This window comes from Streptomyces sp. NRRL S-455 (assembly GCF_000717875.1).
In the GTDB taxonomy this organism is placed as follows: Bacteria; Actinomycetota; Actinomycetes; order Streptomycetales; family Streptomycetaceae; genus Streptomyces.
In genome coordinates this window covers 116774-140980 of sequence record NZ_JOCT01000004.1, presented here as the reverse complement: position 1 = coordinate 140980, position 24207 = coordinate 116774, and the positions used below count along the sequence as shown (strand labels likewise).

Annotated in this window: 23 protein-coding genes; 10 read left to right on the top strand and 13 right to left on the bottom strand. The window is 71.3% G+C overall.

The features are described 5' to 3' along the window. Positions 1-287: 287 nt before the first annotated feature. The 3 genes from IE97_RS0106235 to IE97_RS0106225 all read left to right on the top strand — a co-directional run bounded on the left by IE97_RS0106235 (position 288) and on the right by IE97_RS0106225 (position 3562). Positions 288-2018, top strand: coding sequence for a trypsin-like peptidase domain-containing protein (locus IE97_RS0106235; RefSeq protein ID WP_420706066.1), 1731 nt, complete (start codon positions 288-290; stop codon positions 2016-2018). Between the two features lie 194 nt (positions 2019-2212). Then, positions 2213-2653 carry a sec-independent translocase gene (locus IE97_RS0106230; protein ID WP_030232534.1) on the top strand — a complete coding sequence of 147 codons (441 nt, stop codon included), beginning with the start codon at positions 2213-2215 and terminating at the stop codon, positions 2651-2653. A 237-nt stretch (positions 2654-2890) separates the two neighbouring features. After that, positions 2891-3562: a hypothetical protein gene (locus tag IE97_RS0106225; protein WP_030232531.1), complete on the top strand. Its 672-nt coding sequence runs from the start codon at positions 2891-2893 to the stop codon at positions 3560-3562. 130 nt (positions 3563-3692) lie between these two features. Here IE97_RS0106225 and IE97_RS0106220 read toward each other — a convergent pair whose 3' ends face one another. The 3 genes from IE97_RS0106220 to IE97_RS0106210 are packed head-to-tail and all read right to left on the bottom strand — an operon-like array spanning position 3693 to position 6741. Beyond that, positions 3693-4826 carry an Mrp/NBP35 family ATP-binding protein gene (locus tag IE97_RS0106220; RefSeq protein ID WP_030232528.1) on the bottom strand — a complete coding sequence of 378 codons (1134 nt, stop codon included), beginning with the start codon at positions 4824-4826 and terminating at the stop codon, positions 3693-3695. Positions 4827-4868: 42 nt separating this feature from the next. Then, a complete protein-coding gene (locus tag IE97_RS0106215) occupies positions 4869-5468 on the bottom strand; it encodes a DUF1003 domain-containing protein (protein WP_030232524.1) in 600 nt (199 codons plus the stop codon). Beyond that, positions 5458-6741: a magnesium transporter MgtE N-terminal domain-containing protein gene (locus IE97_RS0106210; RefSeq protein ID WP_030232518.1), complete on the bottom strand. Its 1284-nt coding sequence runs from the start codon at positions 6739-6741 to the stop codon at positions 5458-5460. Before IE97_RS0106210 ends, IE97_RS0106215 begins: the two co-directional genes overlap by 11 nt. 225 nt (positions 6742-6966) lie before the next feature. Between IE97_RS0106210 and IE97_RS0106205 the strand changes: the two genes are divergently transcribed. Further along, positions 6967-7734 (top strand): hypothetical protein, encoded by a 768-nt coding sequence (locus IE97_RS0106205; RefSeq protein ID WP_030232514.1) that lies wholly within the window; start codon positions 6967-6969, stop codon positions 7732-7734. Positions 7735-7739: 5 nt separating this feature from the next. On the opposite strand, the gene IE97_RS0106200 is transcribed toward IE97_RS0106205, so the two are convergent. Both IE97_RS0106200 and IE97_RS0106195 read right to left on the bottom strand, forming a co-directional pair. Then, positions 7740-8252 carry a hypothetical protein gene (locus tag IE97_RS0106200; protein ID WP_030232511.1) on the bottom strand — a complete coding sequence of 171 codons (513 nt, stop codon included), beginning with the start codon at positions 8250-8252 and terminating at the stop codon, positions 7740-7742. 23 nt (positions 8253-8275) lie between these two features. Continuing rightward, positions 8276-9394 carry a magnesium and cobalt transport protein CorA gene (locus IE97_RS0106195; protein ID WP_030232508.1) on the bottom strand — a complete coding sequence of 373 codons (1119 nt, stop codon included), beginning with the start codon at positions 9392-9394 and terminating at the stop codon, positions 8276-8278. Between the two features lie 456 nt (positions 9395-9850). Between IE97_RS0106195 and IE97_RS0106190 the strand changes: the two genes are divergently transcribed. Beyond that, positions 9851-10435, top strand: a complete 585-nt coding sequence (locus tag IE97_RS0106190; RefSeq protein WP_030232503.1) for a suppressor of fused domain protein — start codon at positions 9851-9853, stop codon at positions 10433-10435. Between the two features lie 30 nt (positions 10436-10465). Here the strand turns inward: IE97_RS0106190 and IE97_RS0106185 are convergent, their stop codons facing one another. Then, a complete protein-coding gene (locus IE97_RS0106185) occupies positions 10466-11689 on the bottom strand; it encodes an MFS transporter (RefSeq protein WP_030232499.1) in 1224 nt (407 codons plus the stop codon). A gap of 167 nt (positions 11690-11856) precedes the next feature. Here IE97_RS0106185 and IE97_RS0106180 point away from each other — a divergent pair, with 167 nt between their 5' ends. The 3 genes from IE97_RS0106180 to IE97_RS0106170 all read left to right on the top strand — a co-directional run bounded on the left by IE97_RS0106180 (position 11857) and on the right by IE97_RS0106170 (position 14365). Next, positions 11857-12498 (top strand): DUF6758 family protein, encoded by a 642-nt coding sequence (locus IE97_RS0106180; RefSeq protein WP_030232495.1) that lies wholly within the window; start codon positions 11857-11859, stop codon positions 12496-12498. A gap of 230 nt (positions 12499-12728) precedes the next feature. Then, a complete protein-coding gene (locus IE97_RS0106175; RefSeq protein WP_030232492.1) occupies positions 12729-13586 on the top strand; it encodes a PHP domain-containing protein in 858 nt (285 codons plus the stop codon). Positions 13587-13759: 173 nt separating this feature from the next. Next, positions 13760-14365, top strand: a complete 606-nt coding sequence (locus IE97_RS0106170) for a MarC family protein (RefSeq protein ID WP_030232487.1) — start codon at positions 13760-13762, stop codon at positions 14363-14365. Positions 14366-14374: 9 nt separating this feature from the next. Here IE97_RS0106170 and IE97_RS0106165 read toward each other — a convergent pair whose 3' ends face one another. Both IE97_RS0106165 and IE97_RS41320 read right to left on the bottom strand, forming a co-directional pair. Then, complete coding sequence (locus IE97_RS0106165) at positions 14375-16465, bottom strand: trypsin-like serine peptidase (protein WP_030232483.1); 2091 nt, start codon at positions 16463-16465, stop codon at positions 14375-14377. 141 nt (positions 16466-16606) lie between these two features. Beyond that, on the bottom strand, positions 16607-16759 hold the full coding sequence (locus IE97_RS41320; RefSeq protein WP_106975312.1) for a hypothetical protein: 153 nt from the start codon (positions 16757-16759) through the stop codon (positions 16607-16609). A gap of 229 nt (positions 16760-16988) precedes the next feature. Between IE97_RS41320 and IE97_RS0106155 the strand changes: the two genes are divergently transcribed. After that, positions 16989-17882, top strand: a complete 894-nt coding sequence (locus IE97_RS0106155; RefSeq protein ID WP_037834904.1) for an NYN domain-containing protein — start codon at positions 16989-16991, stop codon at positions 17880-17882. A 31-nt stretch (positions 17883-17913) separates the two neighbouring features. On the opposite strand, the gene IE97_RS0106150 is transcribed toward IE97_RS0106155, so the two are convergent. After that, positions 17914-18798 carry an alpha/beta fold hydrolase gene (locus tag IE97_RS0106150; RefSeq protein ID WP_030232475.1) on the bottom strand — a complete coding sequence of 295 codons (885 nt, stop codon included), beginning with the start codon at positions 18796-18798 and terminating at the stop codon, positions 17914-17916. After that, on the bottom strand, positions 18795-21245 hold the full coding sequence (locus IE97_RS38235; RefSeq protein ID WP_420706060.1) for a DEAD/DEAH box helicase: 2451 nt from the start codon (positions 21243-21245) through the stop codon (positions 18795-18797). The genes IE97_RS0106150 and IE97_RS38235 overlap by 4 nt, the downstream gene beginning before the upstream one ends. Before the next feature lie 478 nt (positions 21246-21723). On the opposite strand from IE97_RS38235, the gene IE97_RS0106140 reads away from it, so the two are divergent. Further along, positions 21724-22473, top strand: coding sequence for a ferritin-like fold-containing protein (locus IE97_RS0106140; protein WP_030232470.1), 750 nt, complete (start codon positions 21724-21726; stop codon positions 22471-22473). Positions 22474-22566: 93 nt separating this feature from the next. On the opposite strand, the gene IE97_RS0106135 is transcribed toward IE97_RS0106140, so the two are convergent. The 3 genes from IE97_RS0106135 to IE97_RS0106125 all read right to left on the bottom strand — a co-directional run bounded on the left by IE97_RS0106135 (position 22567) and on the right by IE97_RS0106125 (position 24054). Next, the gene (locus IE97_RS0106135; RefSeq protein WP_030232467.1) at positions 22567-22836 is read right to left on the bottom strand and encodes a hypothetical protein; all 270 of its coding nucleotides are present in this window, start codon (positions 22834-22836) and stop codon (positions 22567-22569) included. 207 nt (positions 22837-23043) lie between these two features. Next, on the bottom strand, positions 23044-23271 hold the full coding sequence (locus IE97_RS0106130; RefSeq protein WP_030232462.1) for a DUF3107 domain-containing protein: 228 nt from the start codon (positions 23269-23271) through the stop codon (positions 23044-23046). Between the two features lie 135 nt (positions 23272-23406). Continuing rightward, positions 23407-24054 (bottom strand): TetR/AcrR family transcriptional regulator, encoded by a 648-nt coding sequence (locus tag IE97_RS0106125; RefSeq protein ID WP_030232457.1) that lies wholly within the window; start codon positions 24052-24054, stop codon positions 23407-23409. Positions 24055-24207: the final 153 nt, after the last annotated feature.

Below are 24207 nucleotides of genomic sequence, written 5' to 3'. Positions count from 1 at the left end.
AGGGGTCGGAGGCGACGGGCGCGGACGACGTCCAGGGCCCGGGGGCGAGCCCGGCGGGGTCTGCCGACACCGACGGAGACTTCGAACTGGCGCGGCCCGCGGTTCGGCAGGACGACGAGGGCGACTACGAGCTGAGGCGGCCGGAGGCGGTCGCGGCCGGGGACGGCACCGCTGGGGCGTCTGCCGGCGGAGGGGTGGCACCCGCCGAGGCCGTTCCCGCTGCCGCACAGGCGGCGGACAGCGTCCCGGACACGTCCACGAGGCCCCTCGAGGGCACACCCAAGCCACTGCACGACCCCGATCCCTACAGCACCCCGCCCTACGGCCAACCAGGCCCCTGGGCACCCGCGCCGCCCGTCCAGCATCCTGCTGCGACACCGGCCCAGGGCGTCGCGATACCGGCGCAGCCGACTCCGGCGGGCACCCCGGCCCCCGCAGCGCACGGCGGCGCACCGACGGTGCCGTCTCCGGGCGCTCCGGCTCAGGGGCCGGTCGCCAGTGCCCCCGCATCGGCTCAGGCACCGTCTCCCGGCGTTCCCGCCCAGATTCCGGCTCAGGGGCCGTCCCCCAGCGCCCCCGCGCCGGCTCAGGGGCCGTCCCCCAGCGCCCCCGCGCCGGCTCCGGGACCGGTCCCCAGCGCCCCCGTGCCGGCTCCGGGACCGGTCCCCAGCGCCCCCGTGCCGGCTCCGGGACCGGTCCCCAGCGCCCCCGTGCCGGCTCCGGCACCGGTCCCCAGCGCCCCCGTGCCGGCTCCGGCACCGGTCCCCAGCGCCCCCGCGCCGGCTCCGGCACCCGCTCACGGCCTCGACCCCTGGCAGCGCTACGACCCCTGGGCCGCTCCGGTGGCCCACGGAGGTGTCGGGCCGCTCCAGCAGAACGGGGCCGGTGTGCTCAGCACCGAGCAGCGCCGCAGGCGGGGCAGGAAGGCGCTGGCCGGAGGCGCCGTGCTGATCGCGCTCGTGTCCGGGGGCATCGGCGGGGCCGCGGGGACGTATCTGGAGAGGAACGGGGGCGTCGGCACCGTCGAGTTGCCGCAGGCCGGAAAGGAGGCCACAGGGCGGGACCCGGGCAGTGTGGCCGGGATCGCCGGACGGGCCCTGCCCAGCGTGGTCACCCTGCACGTGAGCGGCTCCGGAGAACAGGGCACCGGTACCGGCTTCGTGCTCGACACCCGCGGGCACATCCTCACCAACAACCACGTCGTGCGGCCCGCCGGATCCGCCGGCGAGATCACCGTGACCTTCAACGGCGGGGAGACCGCCCAGGCCGAGCTCGTCGGCCGGGACAGCGGCTACGACCTCGCCGTCATCAAGGTGAAGGGCGTACGCGGACTCTCCCCCCTGCCCCTCGGCAACTCGGACAACGTGCGGGTCGGCGACCCGGTCGTGGCCATCGGCGCCCCCTTCGACCTGGCCGGAACCGTCACCTCCGGCATCATCAGCGCCAAGCAGCGGCCCATCACGGCGGGCGGAGAGAAGGGCGACGGCAGCGACGTGTCGTACGTCGACGCGCTCCAGACCGACGCGCCCATCAACCCGGGCAACTCCGGTGGGCCCCTGCTCGACTCACAGGCGCGGGTCATCGGTATCAACTCGGCCATCCGCTCGGCGGACAGCGGCTCCGACCCGGACAGCGGTCAGTCCGGCTCCATAGGTCTCGGCTTCGCCATACCCATCAACCAGGGCAAACGCGTCGCCGAGGAGCTGATCAACACCGGCAGGGCCACCCACCCGGTGATCGGCATCACCCTGGACATGGACTACGCGGGCGACGGCGCCCGCGTCGCCACCGAAGGCAGCGAGGGGGGACCGCCGGTCACCGTGGGCGGCCCGGGCGCCAAGGCCGGGATCAAAGCGGGCGACGTCATCACGCGGGTCGACGGACAACGCGTCCACTCCGGCGAGGAGCTGATCGTCAAGACGCGTGCCCACCGCCCCGGTGACCGGCTGGAACTGGTCCTGGAGCGAGGCGGCAAGGAACGGACGGTCTCCCTGGTCCTCGGGTCCTCCGGAGGCTGAGACGTGAGGGCCGGTACATACAGGGGCGAACAAGGCAAACATTCTGGAAAGCGCTCCCACTCCCCGCACTCGGAGGTCCCGGGACGGTACCGGCCGGAGAGGATGGCCGGGTACCGTGGATCCGGCCCGGACCACGGCAAGACCCGCACTGACCACCGAGGGCCGAGGACCGAGGACATCGCAAGGAGCTTCAGGTGTTCAATGACATAGGACCGCTCGAGCTGGTGACGCTCATCGTCCTTGCCGTGCTCGTCTTCGGTCCGGACAAGCTCCCCAAGGTCATCCAGGACGTGTCGCGCACCATCCGGAAGATCCGTGAGTTCTCGGAGAGCGCCAAGAACGACATCCGGGAGGAACTGGGCCCGGAGTTCAAGGACTTCGAGTTCGAGGACCTCAACCCCAAGACGTTCATCCGCAAGCAGCTGGACAACGAGGATCTGGGGCTCAAGGAGATCCGCAACGGCTTCGACCTGAAGAAGGAGATGGCGGAGGTCACCGACGCCGTCCACAGCCGTGACTCCGACACGTCCCCCGCGTCGTCCCCCGGCTCCTCCGGTGGCCGCGTCGACATGACGAAGAAGCCCGAGACCCCGGACCGGGACGACCGTCCGCCCTTCGACGTGGACGCCACCTGAGCGACACCGGCCAGGGCGTACGCCTCTGGTGGGCGTGACGCGTTTCATACTCCGGTCGGGCTGTGCACGGCCTGATCAAGGCGCCCGTGCGGCCCACGCGCCGGGCGATTTCCCTGCTGCTCGCAGCGGTGTGGCTATGCTGCCGAGTTGGTGGGCGGACCGTATGCGAACCGGCGACGCCGCCCGAAGGGGGGCGGGCCGTTCCGGTCCGACTAGAGCGAGGAGGCGTGCGGGCACATGGAGACGACGAGTCGGGGAGTCGCGCAGACGCCGGCCACGGAGAGCGGACAGCAGGTCCCCTCCGCCCGGCGTACGGTCGACGGCTACCTGCGTGCGCCCTTCCCGTGGTACGGCCTCGACGAGGCCTTCTCGGGGCCGCGCTGGCTGATGCAGGTCGGCACGACGGCCGACGGGGTCGTGGAACACGGTTCGATCGGGCACGGTGACCCGCCCACGGTGCGCAATGAGTACGCCACCGGGGCCGGTCAGGAGGCCAAGGAGAAGTTCGCGGTCGTGGTGACCGTGGCGGCGAGTCCCCCACGGCGCACCGCGGACGGGACGGGGCTGCTGGAGGCGACGTCCGTGTCCTCGGCGGCGTGGCTCGCGGGCGTGGGACTGCTGTCCTGCACATGGCCCGGGCAGATGGACCACTCCCTGCGCGACGACTGGCTGGAGCAGCAGACCGAGACGGCGTGGGTGCTGGCGGACGACCTCGAGGGGTCCGACTGGTCGACGCTGTCGCTGCCGGTGGACGGGGTGCCGACGGCGTTCCACTACCGGGAGTCGGAGTTCGGCTGGGTGCTCGCCGGGTCGACCTCGGCCGGGGTTCACGTCGGGGCGTACGGCAGGGGCATGAGTGCGTACGGGCTTGGCTTCGCCGTGGTGAAGGACATCGCCGCTTACGCGTGAGCATGGGGCGCCGTTAGTTCCGGCGCCCCTTCGCCGTAGGGCTTGCGCCAGGCGGGCGACCACGGGTGCGATGTGCTTGCTCGCGCAGTTCCCCGCGCCCCTGAAGGCGTTGCCCTCAGGGACGCAGCGATCAGAACTTGTTCTTCGGGGTGATCCCCAGGGACAGGCCCGACAGGCCCCGCTGCCGTCCGCCCAGCTTTCCGGCGATCGCGCGCAGGGCCGAGCCCGCCGGGGAGTCCGGGTCCGTCAGGACCACCGGCTTGCCGTCGTCGCCGCCCTCGCGGAGGCGGACGTCGATCGGGATGTTGCCCAGCACCGGGACCGACGTACCAGTCGTACGCGTCAGACCGTCGGCCACCACCTGGCCGCCGCCCGTGCCGAAGACGTCGACCATCTCGCCGCAGTGCGGGCAGGGCAGGCCGGACATGTTCTCGACCACGCCGACGATCTTCTGGTGGGTCTGGACGGCGATGGAGCCGGCCCGCTCGGCGACCTCGGCGGCGGCCTGCTGCGGGGTGGTCACGACCAGGATCTCGGCGTTCGGGACGAGCTGGGCCACGGAGATCGCGATGTCGCCCGTGCCCGGCGGCAGGTCCAGGAGCAGGACGTCCAGGTCGCCCCAGTACACGTCCGCCAGGAACTGCTGGAGGGCGCGGTGCAGCATCGGGCCGCGCCAGACGACCGGGGTGTTGCCCGGGGTGAACATGCCGATGGAGATGACCTTCACACCGTTCGCCGACGGCGGCATGATCATGTTCTCGACCTGGGTGGGATGGCCGTCGGCGCCCAGCATGCGCGGCACGGAGTGGCCGTAGATGTCGGCGTCCACGACACCGACCTTGAGGCCGTCGGCCGCCATCGCCGCCGCCAGGTTCACCGTCACCGAGGACTTGCCGACGCCGCCCTTGCCGGAGGCGACCGCGTAGACGCGGGTCAGGCTGCCCGGCTTGGCGAACGGGACCTCCCGCTCGGCCTGGCCGCCGCGCAGCGCGGACGCCAGCTCGCGGCGCTGCTCGTCGCTCATCACGTCCAGCGTGACGTCGACGCGGGTGACCCCCTCGACGCGGGAGACCGCCTCGGTCACACGCTGCGTGATGGTGTCCCGCATCGGGCAGCCCGAGACCGTCAGGTACACGGTGACCGCGACCGCGCCGTCAGCGCCGATCTCCACGGACTTGACCATCCCGAGTTCGGTGATGGGCTTGTGGATCTCGGGGTCGTTCACCGTCGCCAGTGCCTCGCGCACCGCGTCTTCCGTAGCCATAGGACGATGGTACGGCGCCGTACCGGTGCGTAGGAAAGTGTCTCAGCGGTCGTCTGCGTCACGCCCCCGTGACCGTTCCGCCGGGAATACGACGGAGTCGTGACGGTGACCGTTCTGGCGTTCCTCCAGCTCCTTGATCATGTCCTGGAACTCGGAGCGGATCCAGTCGCGGGTGGCGACCTCGCCCAGGCCGATGCGCAGGGCGGCGATCTCGCGGGTCAGGTACTCGGTGTCCGCGATCGACCGCTCGTTCTGCTTGCGGTCCTGCTCCAGGTTGACCCGGTCGCGGTCGTCCTGCCGGTTCTGCGCGAGCAGGATCAGCGGGGCGGCGTAGGAGGCCTGGAGCGACAGCATCAGGGTCAGGAAGATGAACGGGTACTCGTCGAAGCGCAGGCCGCTCGGGGCGAGGCTGTTCCAGGCCACCCAGATGATGATGACGGCCGTCATCCAGACGAGGAACCGCCCCGTGCCGAGGAAACGCGCGATGCGTTCCGACAGCCGCCCGAAGGCTTCCGGATCGTACTCGGGCAGGAACCGGCGCCGGGGCACGCCGGGCTGGTCGAGCCGGGGCCCGCGCGGCCGGGAAGCGGCCGTGGCGCCGGACGGCGTGCGCTCGCGCGGGGTGTCACGCTCAGGAACCATCGGTCGCCACCTCCTCGTCCAGATGGAACTCCGTCTCCCGCCAGTCCTCGGGCAGCATGTGGTCCAGCACGTCGTCCACGGTCACCGCGCCCAGCAGCGCCCCCGCCTCGTCGACCACCGGGGCCGCGACCATGTCGTACGTGGCGAAGAACCCGGCGATGGCGGGCAGGTCCGCCTCCGGATCGAGCGGTTGCAGGTCACTGTCCACGATCGAACTGACCAGGGAGGGCGGTGGCTCGCGCAACAGGCGCTGGAAGTGGACCGTGCCCAGGTACTTGCCCGTCGGCGTCTCGTCCGGCGGGCGGCAGACGTAGACCTGGGCCGCCAGAGCGGGGGAGAGGTCGGGGTTGCGGACGCGGGCGAGGGCGTCGGCCACGGTGGCGTCCGGGCGCAGCACGATCGGCTCGGTGGTCATCAGTCCGCCCGCCGTGCGCTCCTCGTACGACATCAGCCGCCGCATGTCGGCCGCGTCGCCGGGCTGCATCAGGCTCAGCAGCCGCTCCTGCTCGTCCGTCGGCAGCTCGCCCAGCAGGTCGGCCGCGTCATCCGGGTCCATGGCCTCCAGGACGTCGGCGGCGCGCTCCTCCTTCAGCTTGCCGAGGATCTCGATCTGGTCGTCCTCAGGCAGCTCCTCCAGCACGTCGGCCAGCCGGTCGTCGTCGAGGGCGGCGGCGACCTCGGCCCGGCGCTTGGGGGAGAGGTGGTGCAGGACGTTGGCCAGGTCCGCGGGGCGCAGCTGCTCGAAGGTGGCGAGCAGGCTCTCGGCGCCCTGCGCCTGCTCCTCCAGGGAGAAGCCGGTGACGGCCGACCACTCGACGGTCAGCGCCTCGCCCTTGGCGCGCCGGAAGGCGCCTCCCTTTCTGCCCTTGCGGACGAAGACCCGGTCGATCTCCCACTCCCGGCGGGCCGGCAGCTGATGCACCGACAGGTCGAGGACGGTGACCTCCTCGCCGGTCTCGGTGAGCGTGACCCGCCGGTCCAGCAGCTCCCCGAAGACCAGCCGCTCGGTGGGCCGCTGCTCGAAGCGCCGGACGTTGAGCACGCCGGTGGTGATCACCTGGCCGGACTGGATGGCCGTGACCCGGGTCATGGGCAGGAAGATGCGGCGGCGGGTGGCGAGTTCGACGACCAGGCCGAGCAGCCTCGGCGGTCGCTGCCCCACCCGCAGCATGACGACCAGGTCGCGCACCCGCCCCACCTGGTCACCGGCGGGGTCGAAGACGGCGACACCGGAGAGGTGCGATACGAAGATCCGGGGGGCGCCCGCTGCCATGGCCGCGGCTCCTTTTCGTGCGGGGTGGTTCGTGGTGCCTGGATGTGTGCCTGTCTTTGTGCCTGTGCCTTCCGAATTGCCCGCTCGGATGGGCTTCAGGCTAGCCCGTCCCGATCGCGGGTGCGTCGGCGGACGGTCCGGACGGACTGGCTCCGATCGGCCCGCACGACCCCGGTACCCTGCGGTACGCCGTTCAGGTCTCACATAAGAGAGGCAGCCCCACCTGTGACTCCGATTCCCCAGGGCCGCAACCGCAGTGCCGCACTCGCGAGCGCGATATGCGCACTGGCGGTGACGGGAACGGTGCTCACGGGTTGCTCGGAGGAGGATCCGAACGCGGGCACCAACGGGATCGGCAGACTGCCGGCCGCGAAGATCCAGGCCAAGACCCGTACGACCGCCGAGTCCGCCGGGGCGGTCCGGGTGCACGGAAACGTCGTCAGCGGCGGACGCACCTACGCGCTCGACATGCGCCTGAAGGACGACGGCGGCGAGGGGTCGGTCACCTCGGAGGGGACGACCTTTCAGCTGCTGCGCGTCGGCGAGCAGCTCTTCGTCAAGGCCGACGCGGAGTTCTGGAGTCACGGCGACGGCCAGGGCGAGGAGGGCGAGGAGAGCGAGGCGGACGCGGCGGCGGCCTCCAAGCTCGGCGGCAAGTTCGTGAAGGTGCCGCAGGGCGACCCCTCGTACAAGAAGTTCAGCGGTTTCACGGACAAGGGGATCCTCCTCGACGGTCTGCTGACCCTGCACGGCACGCTCGCCACGGACGGGCACGACGAACAGGCGGGCATCCGCACCATCCGCATCACCGGCGACAAGGGCTCCGGCGGCACCCTGGAGGTCTCCCTCGAGGGCAAGCCGTATCCGCTGCGCCTGGAGCGGGCCGGCAGCGCTGGCACCCTCACGTTCTCCGCCTGGGGGGAGAACTTCTCCCTCAGGGAGCCGGAGCGGAACGAGACGGTGGACTACGGCAAGCAGCTGCCGACGTCGTAGATCCGTCAGCTCCGTTTGCGCTTCTTCAGCAGCAGCCGGGGCAGCCCCGCCGGGACGGGCCGACGGGTGATCGCCGGGGACGGCAGCGGGGCCTCGGCCAGGGAATCGTCGGGCATCGGCGCCCGGGCGCCGGTCGGCTCCAGGCGCAGCACCCGGCACTCGCGGGCCCAGCGGCCGGTCATGGCCTCGCCGTCGGGCGCGTTCAGCCGTTTGCCCTTGAGCTCGGCGACCGCCGCGTCCCACGCCTCGGAGCCCGGTTCGAGCTGCCTGACTCGCGCGGTCCAGGAGACCAGCCGGCCCCCCTTGTCCTTGCTGCGGACCGTCACCTGGGCCTCGGCCCCGTCGGTCAGCCCGGGCAGCGGCTGCTCGCCGGGCCCGTCGCCGACCAGGCACGCGGCGCCCTCGTGCCACACGTGCCACAGCGCACGCGCCGGGCTGTCCGGGCCCTGGACCCAGACGAGGCCGGACTTCTTCGTGGCCTCCTCGACGAGGGCGTGGCCGAGCAGCTCATCCGTCATGGGGCTCAGCCTATCCAGGCCGCTCACAGCCAGCCGTTCCGCTTGAGCGTGCGGTGGATGCCGAGGCAGATGGCCACGGTGATGCCCATGATCACCGGGTAGCCGTACCGCCAGTGCAGCTCCGGCATGTGGTCGAAGTTCATGCCGTACACCCCGCACACCATCGTCGGCACGGCGATGATCGCCGCCCACGAGGTGATCTTCCGCATGTCCTCGTTCTGCGCCACGGACGCCTGTGCGAGGTTGGCCTGGAGGATGGAGTTGAGCAGCTCGTCGAAGCCGATGACCTGCTCCTGGACCCGGGCCAGGTGGTCGGCGACGTCCCGGAAGTACTTCTGGATGTCCGGGTCGACCAGCCGCATCGGACGCTCGCTCAGCAGCTGCATGGGCCGCAGCAGCGGCGACACGGCCCGCTTGAACTCCAGCACCTCGCGCTTGAGTTGGTAGATCCGGCCGGCATCCGTGCCGCGCGGTGTGCCCTTGCGGCGGCCCGGGGAGAACACCTCGATCTCGACCTCGTCGATGTCGTCCTGCACCGCGTCGGCGACCGCGATGTACCCGTCGACGACGTGGTCGGCGATGGCGTGCAGCACCGCCGAGGGGCCCTTGGCCAGCAGCTCGGGGTCGTCCTGGAGGCGGTGCCTGAGGGCGCGCAGGGAGCCCTTTCCGCCGTGCCGGACGGTGATGAAGAAGTCCCGTCCGGTGAAGCACATGACCTCGCCGGACTCGACGACCTCGCTGTTGGCGTCGAGCTGGTCGTGCTCGACGTAGTGGATGGTCTTGAAGACCGTGAACAGCGAGTCGTCGTAGCGCTCCAGCTTGGGCCGCTGGTGGGCCTGGACGGCGTCCTCCACGGCCAGCGGGTGCAGCCCGAACTCGCTGGCGATACCGGCGAATTCGGCCTCGGTGGGCTCGTGCAGGCCGATCCACACGAAGCCCCCGTCGCGGCGCACCAGGCGCACCGCCTCGTGCGGGGTCAGCGGGGTCTCGGTCTCGATGCGGCGGCCGTCCCGGTAGACGGCGCAGTCGACGACGGCCGAGGGCGTCGCGGGGCTGCGGGTGGTGTCGTACGGCCCACTCTCCTTGCGCAGCGACACACGGGACGGACGGACGACGGCGCGCAGGTCGCGGATCATCGACATGGCGGGCTCCTTCGCGGGCGGGCAACGAAAGGCGCCGGCGACGGGTGGAACTACCCGGAATGAGGACGTCGGGACCGAGGATGTTTGGCACGTCCACAAAGCGGGGAGCACCGCACCGTCGCGGTGGCGAGATTCGTTACTGATTCAGCTACTGAGGCAGATCAGGTAATGCGAAACGAAGCGCTCTTCCGCGGTGAGGCGAGTGCGAGAGGTGGCAGCCGGCAAAAGCCAGAACAGCTACGTCAGCGGCGGGAAGAGCGTGGTGCTACTGCACGGTCGACTTCGATCCATTGCAGTCCCACCTCCTCCGGCCGGTCCCTCGTAAGGGAGTTCCATCGGCGTCGGGGCTTGATCGCGACGCTTCTGCGTGCTGCCCCGAACCACCGGGTAAGAGTATCAGCCGCCCGACGTCAAGGCGCTTGTTTGCCCGCTACTGACGAGTTCTATGCTCGCCGCATGGCAGATGTTCTTCCTCTGGTCGAGGCCCGGTTGCGTACGGCGCTGGGCGAACCGGACGCACGCGCGGCGGTCACCTTCCTCGGCACGGACCGCATCGAGGTGCTCCGCTTCCAGGAGGGCGACATCGTCCGCTACGCCACGCTCGGCATGTCCGCGCACCCCATGACGGACCCCACGGCCGTCGTCGCCGACCCGGTCAAGGGCCCGCGCGCCGAGCTGGTCCTCTCGGTCCGCTCCGGGGCCGCCGACACCGGCAAGGTGCTCCGCCCGCTCGCCGTGCTCGCCGCGTCTCCGCAGGTGGAGGGCCTGATCGTGGCTCCTGGCGCCTCCCTCGACGTAGGGGAGCCGCTGTGGCCCGGAGCTCCCTTCACCTCGGTCCTCGTCGCCGAGCCGGGCGGACTGGTCGAGGATCTGGAGCTCGACGAGCCCCTCGACCCCGTGCGGTTCCTGCCGCTGCTGCCGATGACCCCGAACGAGGCCGCCTTCAAGCGCGTGCACGGCGCCCAGGCGCTCCACGAGCGGTGGCTGAACCAGGGGACGGACCTCCGGGATCCGTCCCGGAAGTCCGTCCCGCTGGAGTGAGGAAGCTCACCAAACCCTGGCCGGAAAGCCTCAGTTGGCGAAGACGGCGACACTGTCCTCGGCCGTGTGCCGGGTCTGGAGCTCCTCGGCTTCCCGCGTGAGGGCCTTCCGCCGCACGACGACCACCCCGGCGCCCACGATCGCGGTGACGGCCGCCACCAGGAAGGGGATGTGGATGTCGGTCCACTCCTCGATCTTCGGCGCGAAGTACGGGGCGGCGGCCGCCGCGAACCAGCGGACGAAGTTGTAGCCCGCGCTCGCCACCGGCCGGGGCGCGTCCGAGACGCCGAGGGCCAGTTCGGTGTAGACGGTGTTGTTCACGCCGATGAAGGCGCCGGACAGGATCGTGCAGACGACGGCCGCGGTGTGGGAGCCGTAGCCGAGCACGAGCACGTCGGCCGCGAGCAGCACCAGCGAACCGCCGAGCACCTTCAGCGAACCGAACCGCTTCTGCAGCCGCGGCGCCACGATCACCGAGAAGACGGCGAGCAGCACGCCCCAGGCGAAGAAGACCGCGCCCGACCGGTACGGGCTCATGTCCAGCACGAACGGCGTGAAGGCCAGCACGGTGAAGAACGTGTAGTTGTAGAAGAACGCCGAGACCGCGGCCGAGGCCAGGCCGCCGTGGCCCAGGGCCTTGACCGGTTCCAGGAGCGAGGTCTTGCGGGCCGGCTTGGGCTGCTCCTTCAGGAACACCGTGATGCACAGGAAGCCGACAGCCATCAGGAACGCGGTACCGAAGAACGGGTAGCGCCAGCTGGCGTCGCCGAGCAGGGCGCCCAGCAGCGGGCCGCAGGCCATGCCGAGACCCAGCGCCGATTCGTAGAGCAGGATGGCCGCGGCGCTGCCGCCGGCCGCCGCGCCGACGATGACCGCGAGGGCCGTCGAGACGAACAGCGCGTTGCCGAGGCCCCAGCCCGCCCGGAATCCGACCAGTTCGCCGACGGAGCCGGAGGTGCCCGCGAGTCCGGCGAACACCACGACGAACGCGAGGCCGAGCAGCAGGGTCTTGCGGCCGCCGATGCGACTGGAGACGAAGCCGGTCACCAGCATCGCGACGGCGGTGATGAGGAAGTACGAGGTGAAGAGCAGGGAGACCTGGCTCGCCGTGGCGTGCAGGCCCTGGGCGATGGACGGCAGGATCGGGTCGACCAGCCCGATGCCCATGAAGGCGACGACAGACGCCCCGGCTGTCGCCCACACGGACTTGGGCTGCTTCAGGAGGCCGCCCGTTCCGGCATCGAGGGGGTCCATGCTTGCTCCCTTTCCGAGATCCGAGAGACGGAGATGATTGGTACATGCACATGCTAAGTTAGCTAGGCTAATTAATGCAACATACATCTAATGTGGGCGTGAAGGGTTCCGTCCGGTTGGGTGATCGTCCTTGACGCGGCGGGGCGGGGGTAGGACCGTGGGGCCCTATGAGGGGCGAACCCAGTTGCCCGAAGTGCGGTGGCCGGGTCAGGGCTCCCGGCCTCTTCTCCGACTCGTGGCAGTGCGATGTGCACGGCACCGTCCATCCGGTGCAGCCCGTGATACCGCCCAGCGTCGACGCCCTCACCGTCGTGGTGCACCGCACGCAGGTGCCGGTGTGGATGCCGTGGCCCCTGCCGGTGGGGTGGCTGTTCACCGGGGTGGCCTGCGCGGGGGACGACCGCACGGGCGGGCGCGCGACGGCGGTGGCCTGCACCGGACCCGGACCGCTCGGCGGGGTGGGCGAGTTGATCCTGGTGGCCGAGGAGCTGGGTGTCGGGCTCGGGGCGCGGTACGCGGGGATCGACGGGCCGGATCCCGGGCCGTACATGGACGTCGGGAAGCCGGCTCAGGCGAAGGTGCTGGCCGCGGGGCGGCCGACGCCGCTGTGGCATGTGTCCGGGGCGCCGGACGACCGGGCGGTGTTCGCGGGGGAGGCGCTGGGGATGTGGCTGTGGGCCGTGGTGTGGCCCGAGCAGTCGGGGCTGTTGATGTACGACGAGTTGGTGCTGGCGGATCTGCGGGATGCCGGGGCCGAGGTCGAGCTGGTGCCGTGCGGGGCGTTGTCGCCGCGCCTGCTGCAGCCATAGCGCCCGGGCGGGGTCGGGGTGCGGTGTATCGGCGGGCTGCGGCTGCGCTGTGGCTGGTCGCGCCCCACGCGGCGGAGTCGCATATGACGTCGCGTATGAACACGGCCCCGCGTCCCTCGGGGGTGTTCTTGTAGGGGGCGCATGGTGGGTTCAGGTGTGACATCGGGCGTTGAAAATGTGGTTATCCTTGAGCAGCCCTGTTCATGTCGTCCGTGTCTGGAGTTCGTGTCGTGCGTATCGATCTGCACACCCACTCCACTGCCAGCGACGGCACCGACGCTCCGGGCGAGCTGGTGCGGAAGGCCGCCGCTGCCGGGCTGGACGTCGTCGCCCTGACCGATCACGACACCACCCGTGGGCACGCCGAGGCGATCGCCGCACTGCCCGAAGGGATCACGCTGGTCACCGGGGCCGAGCTGTCCTGCCGGCTCGACGGGATCAGCATGCACATGCTGGCCTACTTGTTCGACGCGGAGGAGCCGGCCCTGCTCGCCGAGCGGGAGCTGGTGCGGGACGACCGGGTACCGCGGGCACAGGGCATGATCGCCAAGCTTCAGGAGCTGGGCGTTCCGGTGACCTGGGAGCAGGTGTCGCGGATCGCGGGTGACGGGTCCGTCGGACGGCCGCATGTCGCGAGCGCGCTCGTGGAGCTCGGTGTGGTGCCGACCGTCGGTGACGCCTTCACCCAGGACTGGCTGGCCGACGGCGGCCGGGCCTTCGTGGAGAAGCACGAGACCGACCCCTTCGAGGCGCTCCGGCTGATCAAGGGCGCGGGCGGGGTCGCGGTGTTCGCACACCCCGGTGCGAGCAGGCGGGGACGTACGGTGCCGGAGGCCGCGATCGCCGAGATGGCCGCGGCCGGACTGGACGGTATCGAGGTCGATCACATGGACCACGATGCCGATACACGGGCGCGGCTGCGGGGCCTGGCGAAGGAGCTGGGGCTTCTCGTGACCGGGTCCTCGGACTATCACGGCAGCCGGAAGACGTGTGTGCTCGGGGAGTACACGACGGATCCCGAGGTGTACGGGGAGATCACGCGGCGGGCGTTCGGGGCGTTTCCGGTGCCCGGGGCCGGCGGGGTCTGAGGCATCTCTCCAGCAGGTCCGTTTTTCAGGCACCCGGCGCTGCCGGCTGTGCCCGCCCGCCCTCCCTCGAGCTTCCGACTGCGTTCGAGCCGGGCGGTGCCCGCTCGCCATGCGGAACGTTTCGCCACAGCGGCAGCGGTTCGCGCTCCACACACACGCAAGGCCACACGCTCATGTTCGACCTCGCCGTCTTCGGCTCTCTCTTCCTCACCCTCTTCGTGATCATGGATCCCCCGGGGATCACCCCGATCTTCCTCGCGCTCACCGCCGGGCGGCCCGGCAAGGTGCAGAAGCGGATGGCCTTTCAGGCCGTCTGTGTCGCCGGTGGGGTGATCACGGTGTTCGGGCTGCTGGGGCATCAGATCCTGAACTATCTGCATGTCTCCGTGCCCGCGTTGATGATCGCGGGCGGGCTGTTGCTCCTGCTGATCGCCCTTGACCTGCTGACCGGCAAGAACGACGAGCCGAAGCAGACCAAGGACGTCAACGTCGCGCTCGTGCCACTGGGCATGCCGTTGCTCGCCGGGCCGGGGGCGATCGTGTCGGTCATCCTCGCCGTGCAGAAGGCACACAGCGTGGCCACGCAGGTGTCGGTGTGGACGGCGATCCTCGCCATCCACGTCGTGCTGTGGCTGGTGATGCGCTACTCGCTGGTGATCATCCGGATCATCAAGGACGGCGGCGTGGTGCTGGTGACACGGCTCGCGGGCATGATGCTCTCCGCGATCGCCGTGCAGCAGATCATCAACGGCGTCACCCAGGTGATCCAGGGGAGCTGACGGGGCGCCTCAGCTCCGGCCGGTGAGCACCGAGCCGATCGCGCCGGCCGCTCCCGGGTGGGAGAGGTACTCCTCGATCTTGTGGGCGCGGTCGCGGCCGTTGGAGACGGCCAGCTGCGTGAGCTTGCCCCACCGCTCGTCCTCCAGGGGGCAGCCGATGGCGACCGCGTCGGTGGGGCACCAGACGTTGACCCAGTCACGCACCCGGGGAGGCCGGTGCGGGCCGCGGGCGAGGAGACGCTCGTTGACGCCGTCCAGCCCCAACGGACTGCCCGCGGTGACGAGCAGGACCGGATCGAGGCCGTCGGGGAGCCGGGTCAGCAGGTCCATGCCGACGACGGTGCCCAGGCTGTGCGTGACCAGCACCACTTCACCCGTGGCGGGCATGGTCTCCATGACGCTGTCCAGCACGGACTGGCGCACGGCACTGTCGCCGAGGTACAGGTCGACGTCCCGCAGGAACGTGGCGATGGTCCACTCGTCCACGTCGGACCGGGTGGCGAGCCAGCTCAGCGGCCGGTGCAGCGCGCCGACCAGGCCCGCCCCGAATCCCTCCGTGGTCGCCGGACCGTCCTGGGGCATACCGGCCCGGGCGGCCGCCTCGTAGAGCAGCTGCTCGTAGGAGCCGGTGGGTGACTCGGCGGCGAAGACCTCGGCGGCAGCGGCGGCGTTCACCTGGTCGAGGCCGACGGCCTCGGCCGTGCTCTCCCGTCCGCTCACGAGGCCGGCCAGTCTCGTGCCGTAGAACGGGAACCACACGTCGTCCGGGTCGAGCGGGGGCAGCGAGGCGAGGGTCAGTCCGCGGTTCAGGCCGGCCGTCCAGTTCCGGCGGAGGTCGTCGGGCTCCTTGCCCTGCTGGTCCCTGCCGTGCAGGAAGACCAGGTGCCTGCGGCCGCCGAACGCGGTACTCCGCGCCGGACGTCCCTTCTTCGGGGGCTGCGACCGGGTCTCGCTCACCGTCATGGGCACGGTCACCGGGACGGCGGGGACCGTCGGGGCCGTGACGCCGGGTACGTCCGGAGTGGTGTGCTCGGGCTGAGGCGCGGGGGCGGCCACGCTCTGGTCAAGGCCGGAGTCCGGTCCCATCTCGGCCAGCAGTGCCCGCCGCCCCGGGGCGAGGTCCAGCCCGGCCAGGTGCCTCAGGACGGAGCTGATGCGAACGCCCTCGTTGGCGACCCAGTCGATCGCGTCGTCGCCGTCGCCCGGCTGCCAGGGCCGGCCGTCCTGCCGCAGGACACGCCCCTGGTCGTCCCTCTTCGGCACGCCGCTGTGGTGCAGGGCCACGACCTCCCACTGGTCGTTGAAGACGGGGGAGCCCGAGTTGCCGGGGCGCGTGTCCGTTCTGTAGTGGACGAAATCGTCGAGCCGCACCAGCACCGCGTTGTCGCGCAGCACGATCTCCTTGAGCCGTCCGTCCGGGTGACCGATGATGTTCACCTTCTCGCCGAGCACCAGCTTGCCGAGCTGCACGCTGAGCCGGTTCCAGCCGAAGATCTCGCCCGGCGGGAGGCCGTCCTGGGCGGGCGTGACGGCCACCAGGGCGAAGTCCAGCCGCCGGTCGGCGGCGAAGAAGCTGCCCGGGTCGAACTCCAGGCGGACGGCGGCGTCGGGCACGTTGTCGACGGTGACCTGGGCGTTGAACTCCGCGAAGCACTGGCGGGCGAAGTCCTCGTCGGGCAGGACATGGTGGTTGGTCATCATCAGCCGTGGCGACACCATGAAACCCGTGCCGTGCGGAAGCTCACGGCCGTCGCGGCGCAGGGTGATCCGGGCGACCGTGGCCCCGGCCCGCACTCCGCGCGGCAGGAAGCTCCAGGCCTGCAGTTCGTTGGACAGGTCGATGACGCGTTCGTTGGCTTGGGGCAGGTCCATGGCCTCCCGGTGGATGTCCGCCACGACCGCCGAGGGCGACAGACCGCCCCGGTCGAGGATCCGGTCGGCGCGGGCGGCGAGGGCGTCAGGGGCGTCCGGGAACCGGACACCGGCCGCCAGCCGGCCCTCGACCCGCTCGCGCTCCGCGGTGGAGTCCTCGTATCGCCGCGCGGCCTCGGCGGCGGCCTGCTCGTGCAGCTTCTCTTTCGACCGGCCCGCAACGGACATGTGCTCCACCGTCCTGTTCTCGCTCTCACCGACCCCCTCAAGCCAGTACGCCCCTGGTCACGACGGTCCGCAACAGCTCAGCCCCCCGCGCGGCCGATGCCGGGCGGGGGGGCTGAGAGGTGTGGGGGAGAGCCGCGCGCGTTATGAGACCGTGGTCTCGGCCGGGCGGATCCACAGGCGCTGCCCGATGGCGGCGGCCTGCTGAACGATGCGGTTGACGGAGGCGGCGTCCACGACGGTCGTGTCCACGGGCGTGCCGTCGACATCGTCGAGGTGCATGATTTCGAAGCGCAAGGGCTTCTCCCTTCGTCTGGTGATCCTCCTGAAGGAGAACTGCTGGCGGAAGGCCCACGAGGCTGAGGTGCCCCGGTGTTCCATATGAGTCAACAGGGCTGGACCGTTCAAACATTCCCTACGCTAAGGAAATTTTTCGAACGTCTAATTACCGAGCCGTAAGAGTGCCGTTACGGGACCGATCGGGATCAGTTGTGTTCGCAGCGTGACCGCCAGGACAATGGAGACGATGAACGACGACCTCGCGGTGCTCAGCGACCGCATCGACCGCACCAACGAGCTGCTCAAGCGCATGCTCGCCGAGGTGGCGAAGACACCCTCGACCCATGCGATCTTCGTCGATGCCGGGTACCTGTACGCGGCCGCGGGGCGGCTCGTCGCCGGAACGGAGGACCGCCGGGCCTTCGACCTGGACGCCGAGGGCCTGATCGACGCGTTCATCGACAGGGCCCGCACCATCTTCGCGGACAGCAGGCTGCTGCGGGTCTACTGGTACGACGGCGCCCGCCGCCGGATCCACACGGCGGAGCAGCAGACCATCGCGGAGCTGCCCGACGTGAAGGTCCGGCTGGGCAACCTGAACGCCAACAACCAGCAGAAGGGCGTCGACTCGCTCATCCGCAGCGATCTCGAGTCCCTCGCCCGGCACCGCGCGATCAGCGACGCGGCCCTGCTCGGCGGCGACGAGGACCTGGTGTCGGCGGTGGAGGCGGCCCAGGGGTACGGCGCCCGGGTCCACCTCTGGGGCATCGAGGCGCCGGAAGGCCGCAACCAGGCGGAGCCGCTGCTCTGGGAGGTCGACAGCCAGCGCACCTTCGACCTCGAATTCTTCAAGCCGTACGTCTCCCGCCGCACGGCTCCCGCCTTCGAAACGACCACCGGCCGCCCCACCCGCGAGGACGTACGGTTCGTGGGCGCGCAGATCGCGGCGAAGTGGCTCGCGGCACGCGGCCGGGACACGCTGGTCGAGCTGCTGCCCGGACACCCCTACCTGCCGGGCTCGGTGGACCAGGACCTGCTCGTGGAGGCGGAGGGACTGCTCCAGTACTCGCTGCGCGGGCAGGCGGACCTCAGGCGTGCGCTGCGGGACGGTTTCTGGGAGCACCTGCGGACGCAGTACTAGAGCCGGACGCAGTACTGGAGCGGACGCAGGATTAGAGCGGGGAGCCGTCTTTCCGGGTGCTGTCCCAGAAGTCGGCCAGCGCCTCGGCGGTCGGCAGTGGCTGGTCGGCGTTCGGGGAGTGTTCGGCTCCCGTGACGACCGTGCGGCGCGCGTTCAGTCGTACGGCCATGTCGTCGAGGGTCGCCACCGGCCAGGTGTCGTCGTGCGCGCCCGACAGGACGTGGAACGGCAGCGGCACGGCGGCGAGTTCGGCGACACGGTCCGGCTCGGTGCACAACTGGCGCCCGGTGGCGAGGAGTTGGGCGGGCTTGTTGCCCAGCCAGCGGCGGCGCAACTGCTCCTGGTCCCCGAGGCCGCGTGCGGGCCCGCCGACCTCCTCCGGAGGCCCCATCGCCTGGATGGCCTCCCACACCCTCTCCATCGACATCACGGTGAGCGCGTCCCGCAGCAGCTTCACACGCTGCTGCTGCGATACGGAGATCTCCGCCGGGCCCGACGAGACGAGGGTGAGGGAGAGGAAGGGGGAGTGGTCGAGCAGTACGGCCGCACGGGCGATCTGCCCGCCGAGCGAGTGCCCGATGAGGTGCACGGGCACGCCGAGCGCCTCGGCCTGCGCGAGCACGTCCAGCGCCAGCTCCCGCTGCGCGTAGGCGGTTTCGTCGTCCACCGGCCCGTCGGACTCGAACTGTCCCCGGCCGTCCACGGCGACGACCCGGTACCCGCGCGCTCCGAGCGGCTCGTGCAGCAGCCCGAAGTCCTCCTTGCTGCCCGTGAACCCGGGCAGCAGCAGGGCGACGCCCCTGACCTCCGCGCCGGCGTCGGGCGACGAGTCCACGACGGCGAACTCGCCTCGGGTCGTGCGCAGGGCGTACGCGCGGGCGCCGGGGGGTGGGGCGAACGTGGGGGGCCTGGTCACGGGGTGAGGGTAGCGGGTGGGGGTCCGGTCCGGGGCGTGCGTCCACGGGCGGCATCCGTGACGGCCCGCACCGCGGGGAATGCCGACGGCCCGGCCCCACGCTGGGTGGGACCGGGCCGTCGGGTGAGCATCAGCCCTCCGTGGGCTCCGCGGTGCGGGCACGCCGCGGCTTGGCCTCGGCGGTTTCCGGCTCCTGTCCGGCCTGGGCGGGGATCTCGGCGGTTTCGGTGGCCTTGCGGGTGCGGCGGCGGGGCTTGGCTTCCGTGGCCTCGGCGGTGTCGACGGCGGCCTCGGCGGCTGCGGTGGTCTTCCGCGTGCGGCGCGGCTTGGCCTCGGTCCGGAGCCGTGGCAGCCGTCTTGCGCGTACGGCGCGGTTTCGCGTCGGTCGCTTCGGCCGTGTCGACGCTCGCCTCGGCCTCGGTGGTTGCCTCGGCCTTGGCGGTTGCCTTGCGGGTGCGGCGCCGCGGCTTGGCTTCCGTGGCCTCGGCGGTGTCCACGGCGGCCTCGGCGGCTGCGGTGGTCTTCCGCGTGCGGCGCGGCTTGGCCTCCGAGGCCTCCGCGGTGTCGGCGGGGGCCTCGGACTGCGCCACCGTCTTGCGGGTACGGCGCGGCTTGGTCTCCGTCTGCTCCGGTGCGGGCTCCACGGTGCCCTCGGCCGCGGCGACCGCCGACTCGGCAGCGGATGCCGCCGTGGTCTTGCGGGTGCGGCGGCGCGGCTTGGTGGCGGACACCTCGGGCTCAGCGGTCTCCGGGGCGGTCGTGACCGGCGCGGCCTCCGCGGCCTCCGCGTCCGCCGGGGCCGCAGGCTGCTCGGCCGACGGCGTCACCGCGGCCTCGGCCTCCACCGCCGGCGTCTCCGACCTGCGCGTACGGCGCCGACGCGGCTTCGCCGCCTCGGACACCTCCGCGCTCGGGCTCGTGCCCTCCGCCGTCGTCACGGCGTTCTCCGCCTGCGCGGAGGCGGACGACTCGACCGCCGCGACCGGGGCCGACCCGGCCGGTGCACCGCCGCGGGTGCGGCGACGGCGACGCGGGGTGCGAGGTGCTGTGACGGCCTCCGCCTCGGCGGCGCCGTCCGTGGCCGTGGTCTCCGGCGAGGTGGTGGCGGCGGAGTCCGGCGCCCCGTCCATCGGGGCCCCGCCACGCGTGCGGCGACGGCGCCGCGGGGTGCGCGACGGGCGCTCGCGGTCGGCCGACCGGGACTCGTCCCGGTCACCACGACCCCGGCCTCCGCGCCCGCGCGGCCCCCGGCCGCCCGGCTCACCCAGGTCCTCCAGTTCCTCCGCGTCCAGCCCGGCGCGGGTGCGCTCCGAGCGCGGCAGGACGCCCTTGGTGCCCTCGGGGATGCCCAGGTCGGAGTACAGGTGCGGGGACGTGGAGTACGTCTCCGGCGGGTCGTTGAAGTCCAGCTCCAGCGCCTTGTTGATCAGCTGCCAGCGCGGGATGTCGTCCCAGTCGACCAGCGTGATCGCCGTACCCTTCGCGCCCGCGCGGCCCGTACGGCCGATGCGGTGCAGGTACGTCTTCTCCTCTTCGGGCGACTGGTAGTTGATGACGTGGGTCACGCCCTCGACGTCGATGCCGCGGGCGGCGACGTCGGTGCAGACGAGCACGTCCACCTTGCCGTTGCGGAAGGCGCGCAGCGCCTGCTCACGGGCGCCCTGGCCGAGGTCGCCGTGGACCGCGCCGGAGGCGAAGCCGCGCTGCTTCAGCTGGTCGGCGAGGTCGGCCGCGGTGCGCTTGGTGCGGCAGAAGACCATGGCCAGCCCCCGGCCCTCGGCCTGCAGGATGCGCGCGACCATCTCGGGCTTGTCCATGTTGTGCGCGCGGTAGATGTACTGCTTGGTGTTCGCGACCGTCGCGCCCGCGTCGTCCGGGGCCGTGGCACGGATGTGCGTGGGCTGCGACATGTAGCGACGGGCCAGGCCGATGACCGCGCCCGGCATGGTGGCCGAGAACAGCATGGTCTGGCGCCGGACCGGCAGCATGTTGATGATCTTCTCGACGTCGGGCAGGAAGCCCAGGTCGAGCATCTCGTCGGCCTCGTCGAGGACCAGGCACTTGACGTGCTTCAGGTTCAGCTTCTTCTGCCCGGCGAGGTCGAGCAGCCGGCCCGGGGTGCCGACGACCACGTCGACGCCCTTCTTGAGGGCCTCGACCTGGGGCTCGTAGGCCCGGCCGCCGTAGATCGCCGTCACGCGGACGTTGCGGACCTTGCCGGCCGTCAGGAGGTCGTTGGTGACCTGTGTGCACAGCTCGCGCGTGGGGACGACCACGAGGGCCTGCGGGGCGTCGGTGAGGTCCTCGGGCTTGGCGCGTCCGGCCTCGACGTCGGCGGGGACGGTGACGCGCTCGAGGAGCGGGAGGCCGAAGCCCAGCGTCTTGCCGGTGCCGGTCTTGGCCTGGCCGATGACGTCCGTGCCCGACAGGGCCACGGGAAGCGTCATCTCCTGGATGGGGAAGGGGGTGATGATGCCGACGGCCTCCAGGGCCTCGGCGGTCTCGGGAAGGATTCCGAGCTCTCGGAACGTCGTAGTCAGGGTGCTGCCTCTTCTGTGTGGGCGGCGCGAGGCGAGCGCGGGGGTCTTGTCGGACCGTGCCGGGGACGTCGGCTGCCTACGGGCGGGCCGTAGAGCACGGGACCGCGCCGACGCTCTAGCGCTCGTGCCGCTGAGGGTGTCCCCCTCCGGGTCTCGTACGCAAGTGCCGTACGGCCGGTGAGGGCTGTCGGGTCGGAGCCGATCGGGCCACCGACCGGGCATCCTCATACGTGCGGCCTGTCGAGGTACGTCGACGTACCAGCAGGCGCATTACCACCATACCCCGGAATCCCGCACACGCGATGGCCGATTTGGTCACGTAGTCGTCGTCACAGTGATTGACCACGGCCTTACGCCTCCCGGCGGGCGGGCTATTGTGCGCTGCATGACGAGCTCTGACAAGCCTGGGAACGCCTCGGAAACCGCCCCCGCCGAACACACCGGAGTCGCCGCCCGGGACTGGGCGTCGGCCTCCGCCGACCCGCAGTACCGCGCCGCGGTCGTGGACCTGCTCGGCGCGCTCGCGTACGGGGAGCTGGCGGCGTTCGAGCGGCTCGCGGAGGACGCCAAGCTGGCGCCGACGCTGGAGGACAAGGCGGAGCTGGCGAAGATGGCGTCGGCCGAGTTCCACCATTTCGAGAGGCTGCGCGGCCGGCTCGCGGAGATCGGTGAGGAGCCGACGCGGGCGATGGAGCCGTTCGTCGCGGCATACGACGGCTTCCACAAGCAGACGGCCCCGTCGGACTGGCTCGAGGGACTCGTCAAGGCGTACGTCGGCGACTCGATCGCCAGCGACTTCTACCGCGAGGTGGCGGCGCGGCTGGACTCCGACACCCGTGGTCTGGTGCTGGCCGTGCTCGACGACACCGGGCACGGCGGCTTCGCCGTGGAGAAGGTGCGTGCCGCGATCGACGCCGACCCGCGGGTGGGCGGGCGGCTCGCGCTGTGGGCGCGGCGGCTGATGGGCGAGGCCCTTTCGCAGTCCCAGCGGGTGGTCGCCGACCGGGACGCGCTGTCGACCATGCTGGTGGGCGGCGTCGCGGACGGCTTCGACCTCGCCGAGGTCGGCAAGATGTTCTCCCGGATCACCGAGGCCCACACCAAGCGGATGGCCGCGCTGGGCTTGGCCGCGTAGCCGTCGGCGAAGGGTGCTTCTCCGGTGGAGTCGCGGCGGCGGACCGCTGCCGACTGGGCGCGCGGGGAACCGCGCGTCCCACAGGCCCCGCGGCTACGCCGTCGCTGATCGTCGGCGCATGCGCCCCGTGGGACGCAGCAGCAGGGAAAGCGAGGCCACCGAGACGATCACCGCGCCCAGCAGGACCACCAGCAGATGCCCGGCCTCCAGGGCGCTGTGCATCACGAACGCCCCGAACAGGGCTCCGGCGACGCCGGTCGACAGGACCAGCGGGCGGGCCGGGAGACGGTGCGCCAGGCGGTGCGTGGCCGCCCATGCCAGGGCCAGGCCGAGGATCGCGGAGCTCAGCGCTTCCAGGAGCATGTCGGGGTCCCTCCCACATGGCCGGCCTGCTCAAATCGGTCGTAGCCCGTCTTACCCCTGACCTGCGGATTCCAATCCACCCCTGTGAGCGGGGTGTGCTCCACCCGTGGAGAACCCCGCATGCCGCAAGGGCACTGACGCGAGAGGTGGGGAAACGCGAACGGGGCGGGACGGCCGGTAGCCGTCCCGCCCCGTTCGCGCCTGCGCCTACAGCGCGCCGAAGCCCACCTTGCGCGGGGCCGGCTCGCCGATCTCGACGTAGGCGAGACGGTCGGCCGGGACCAGGACCTTGCGGCCGTGCTCGTCCACGAGGCTGAGCAGCTGCGACTTCCCGGCCAGTGCCTCGGCCACCACGCGCTCGACCTCCTCGGGGCTCTGGCCGCTCTCCAGAACGATCTCGCGGGGCGCGTGCTGCACGCCGATCTTGACCTCCACGGCTATGTCCCTCCGACGGTCAGTGATGTGCGCGACCTTCCGCGCCGTACGCAGCACACATTAGCCCGGTGAGGGGATCCGCATGCTCCGCCCGAGAACGCCACGAGCGAACACCGGGCGGGAACAAAGCAGCCGTCAGTGGTGCTGCTGGTCGGTTCCGTGCAACGGGAAGCCCGCGATGCCGCGCCATGCCAGCGAGGCGAGCAGTTGCACGGCCTGGTCGCGCGGCACGCTGCGGTCGCTGTGCAGCCAGGACCGCGCCACCACCTGGGCGAGGCCGCCGAGACCCGAGGCGAGCAGCATCGACTCCGCGCGCGACAGGCCGGTGTCCTCGGCGATGACGTCGCAGATCGCCTCCGCGCACTCGTTGGTGACCTTGTCGACGCGCTCGCGCACGGCGGGCTCGTTCGTCAGGTCCGACTCGAAGACCAGGCGGAAGGCACCGCCGTCGTCCTCCACGTACGCGAAGTAGGCGTCCATCGTGGCGCGCACGCGCTGCTTGTTGTCGGTCGTCGACGCCAGCGCGTGCCGTACGGACTGGATGAGCGATTCGCAGTGCTGGTCCAGCAGCGCGAGATAGAGGTCGAGCTTGCCCGGAAAGTGCTGGTAGAGCACCGGCTTGCTGACGCCGGCCCGCTCGGCGATGTCGTCCATCGCGGCCGCGTGGTAGCCCTGGGCCACGAAGACCTCCTGGGCGGCGCCCAGGAGCTGGTTCCGTCGGGCACGGCGCGGCAGGCGTGTGCCCCGCGGGCGAACCGCCTCTGTCTGCTCGATGGCTGTCACGCCGCCTCCCATAGTCGTCCACGTGCGGATCTGGCCGCGTCGCCATCGTACTTTTCGGTAACCGTGGTGTGCGCGGTGAGAGCGCAGAATTTCACGGACCGGACGGTTACGAAAGTGGCTGAGAAGGTTTCAAACAGGGGCAGAGCGGGCAAA

Coding starts and splice junctions, on each gene's coding strand:
- IE97_RS0106185 (WP_030232499.1), bottom strand. CDS start 11,689: ATGGACCCCCTCGATGCCGGAACGGGCGGCCTCCTGAAGCAGCCCAAG.
- IE97_RS0106140 (WP_030232470.1), top strand. CDS start 21,724: ATGACGAGCTCTGACAAGCCTGGGAACGCCTCGGAAACCGCCCCCGCC.
- IE97_RS0106195 (WP_030232508.1), bottom strand. CDS start 9,394: ATGTCGATGATCCGCGACCTGCGCGCCGTCGTCCGTCCGTCCCGTGTG.
- IE97_RS38235 (WP_420706060.1), bottom strand. CDS start 21,245: ATGACGCTTCCCGTGGCCCTGTCGGGCACGGACGTCATCGGCCAGGCC.
- IE97_RS0106155 (WP_037834904.1), top strand. CDS start 16,989: ATGAACGACGACCTCGCGGTGCTCAGCGACCGCATCGACCGCACCAAC.
- IE97_RS0106200 (WP_030232511.1), bottom strand. CDS start 8,252: ATGACGGATGAGCTGCTCGGCCACGCCCTCGTCGAGGAGGCCACGAAG.
- IE97_RS0106220 (WP_030232528.1), bottom strand. CDS start 4,826: ATGGCTACGGAAGACGCGGTGCGCGAGGCACTGGCGACGGTGAACGAC.
- IE97_RS0106170 (WP_030232487.1), top strand. CDS start 13,760: ATGTTCGACCTCGCCGTCTTCGGCTCTCTCTTCCTCACCCTCTTCGTG.
- IE97_RS0106225 (WP_030232531.1), top strand. CDS start 2,891: ATGGAGACGACGAGTCGGGGAGTCGCGCAGACGCCGGCCACGGAGAGC.
- IE97_RS0106180 (WP_030232495.1), top strand. CDS start 11,857: ATGAGGGGCGAACCCAGTTGCCCGAAGTGCGGTGGCCGGGTCAGGGCT.
- IE97_RS0106135 (WP_030232467.1), bottom strand. CDS start 22,836: ATGCTCCTGGAAGCGCTGAGCTCCGCGATCCTCGGCCTGGCCCTGGCA.
- IE97_RS0106190 (WP_030232503.1), top strand. CDS start 9,851: ATGGCAGATGTTCTTCCTCTGGTCGAGGCCCGGTTGCGTACGGCGCTG.
- IE97_RS0106215 (WP_030232524.1), bottom strand. CDS start 5,468: ATGGTTCCTGAGCGTGACACCCCGCGCGAGCGCACGCCGTCCGGCGCC.
- IE97_RS0106165 (WP_030232483.1), bottom strand. CDS start 16,465: ATGTCCGTTGCGGGCCGGTCGAAAGAGAAGCTGCACGAGCAGGCCGCC.
- IE97_RS0106210 (WP_030232518.1), bottom strand. CDS start 6,741: ATGGCAGCGGGCGCCCCCCGGATCTTCGTATCGCACCTCTCCGGTGTC.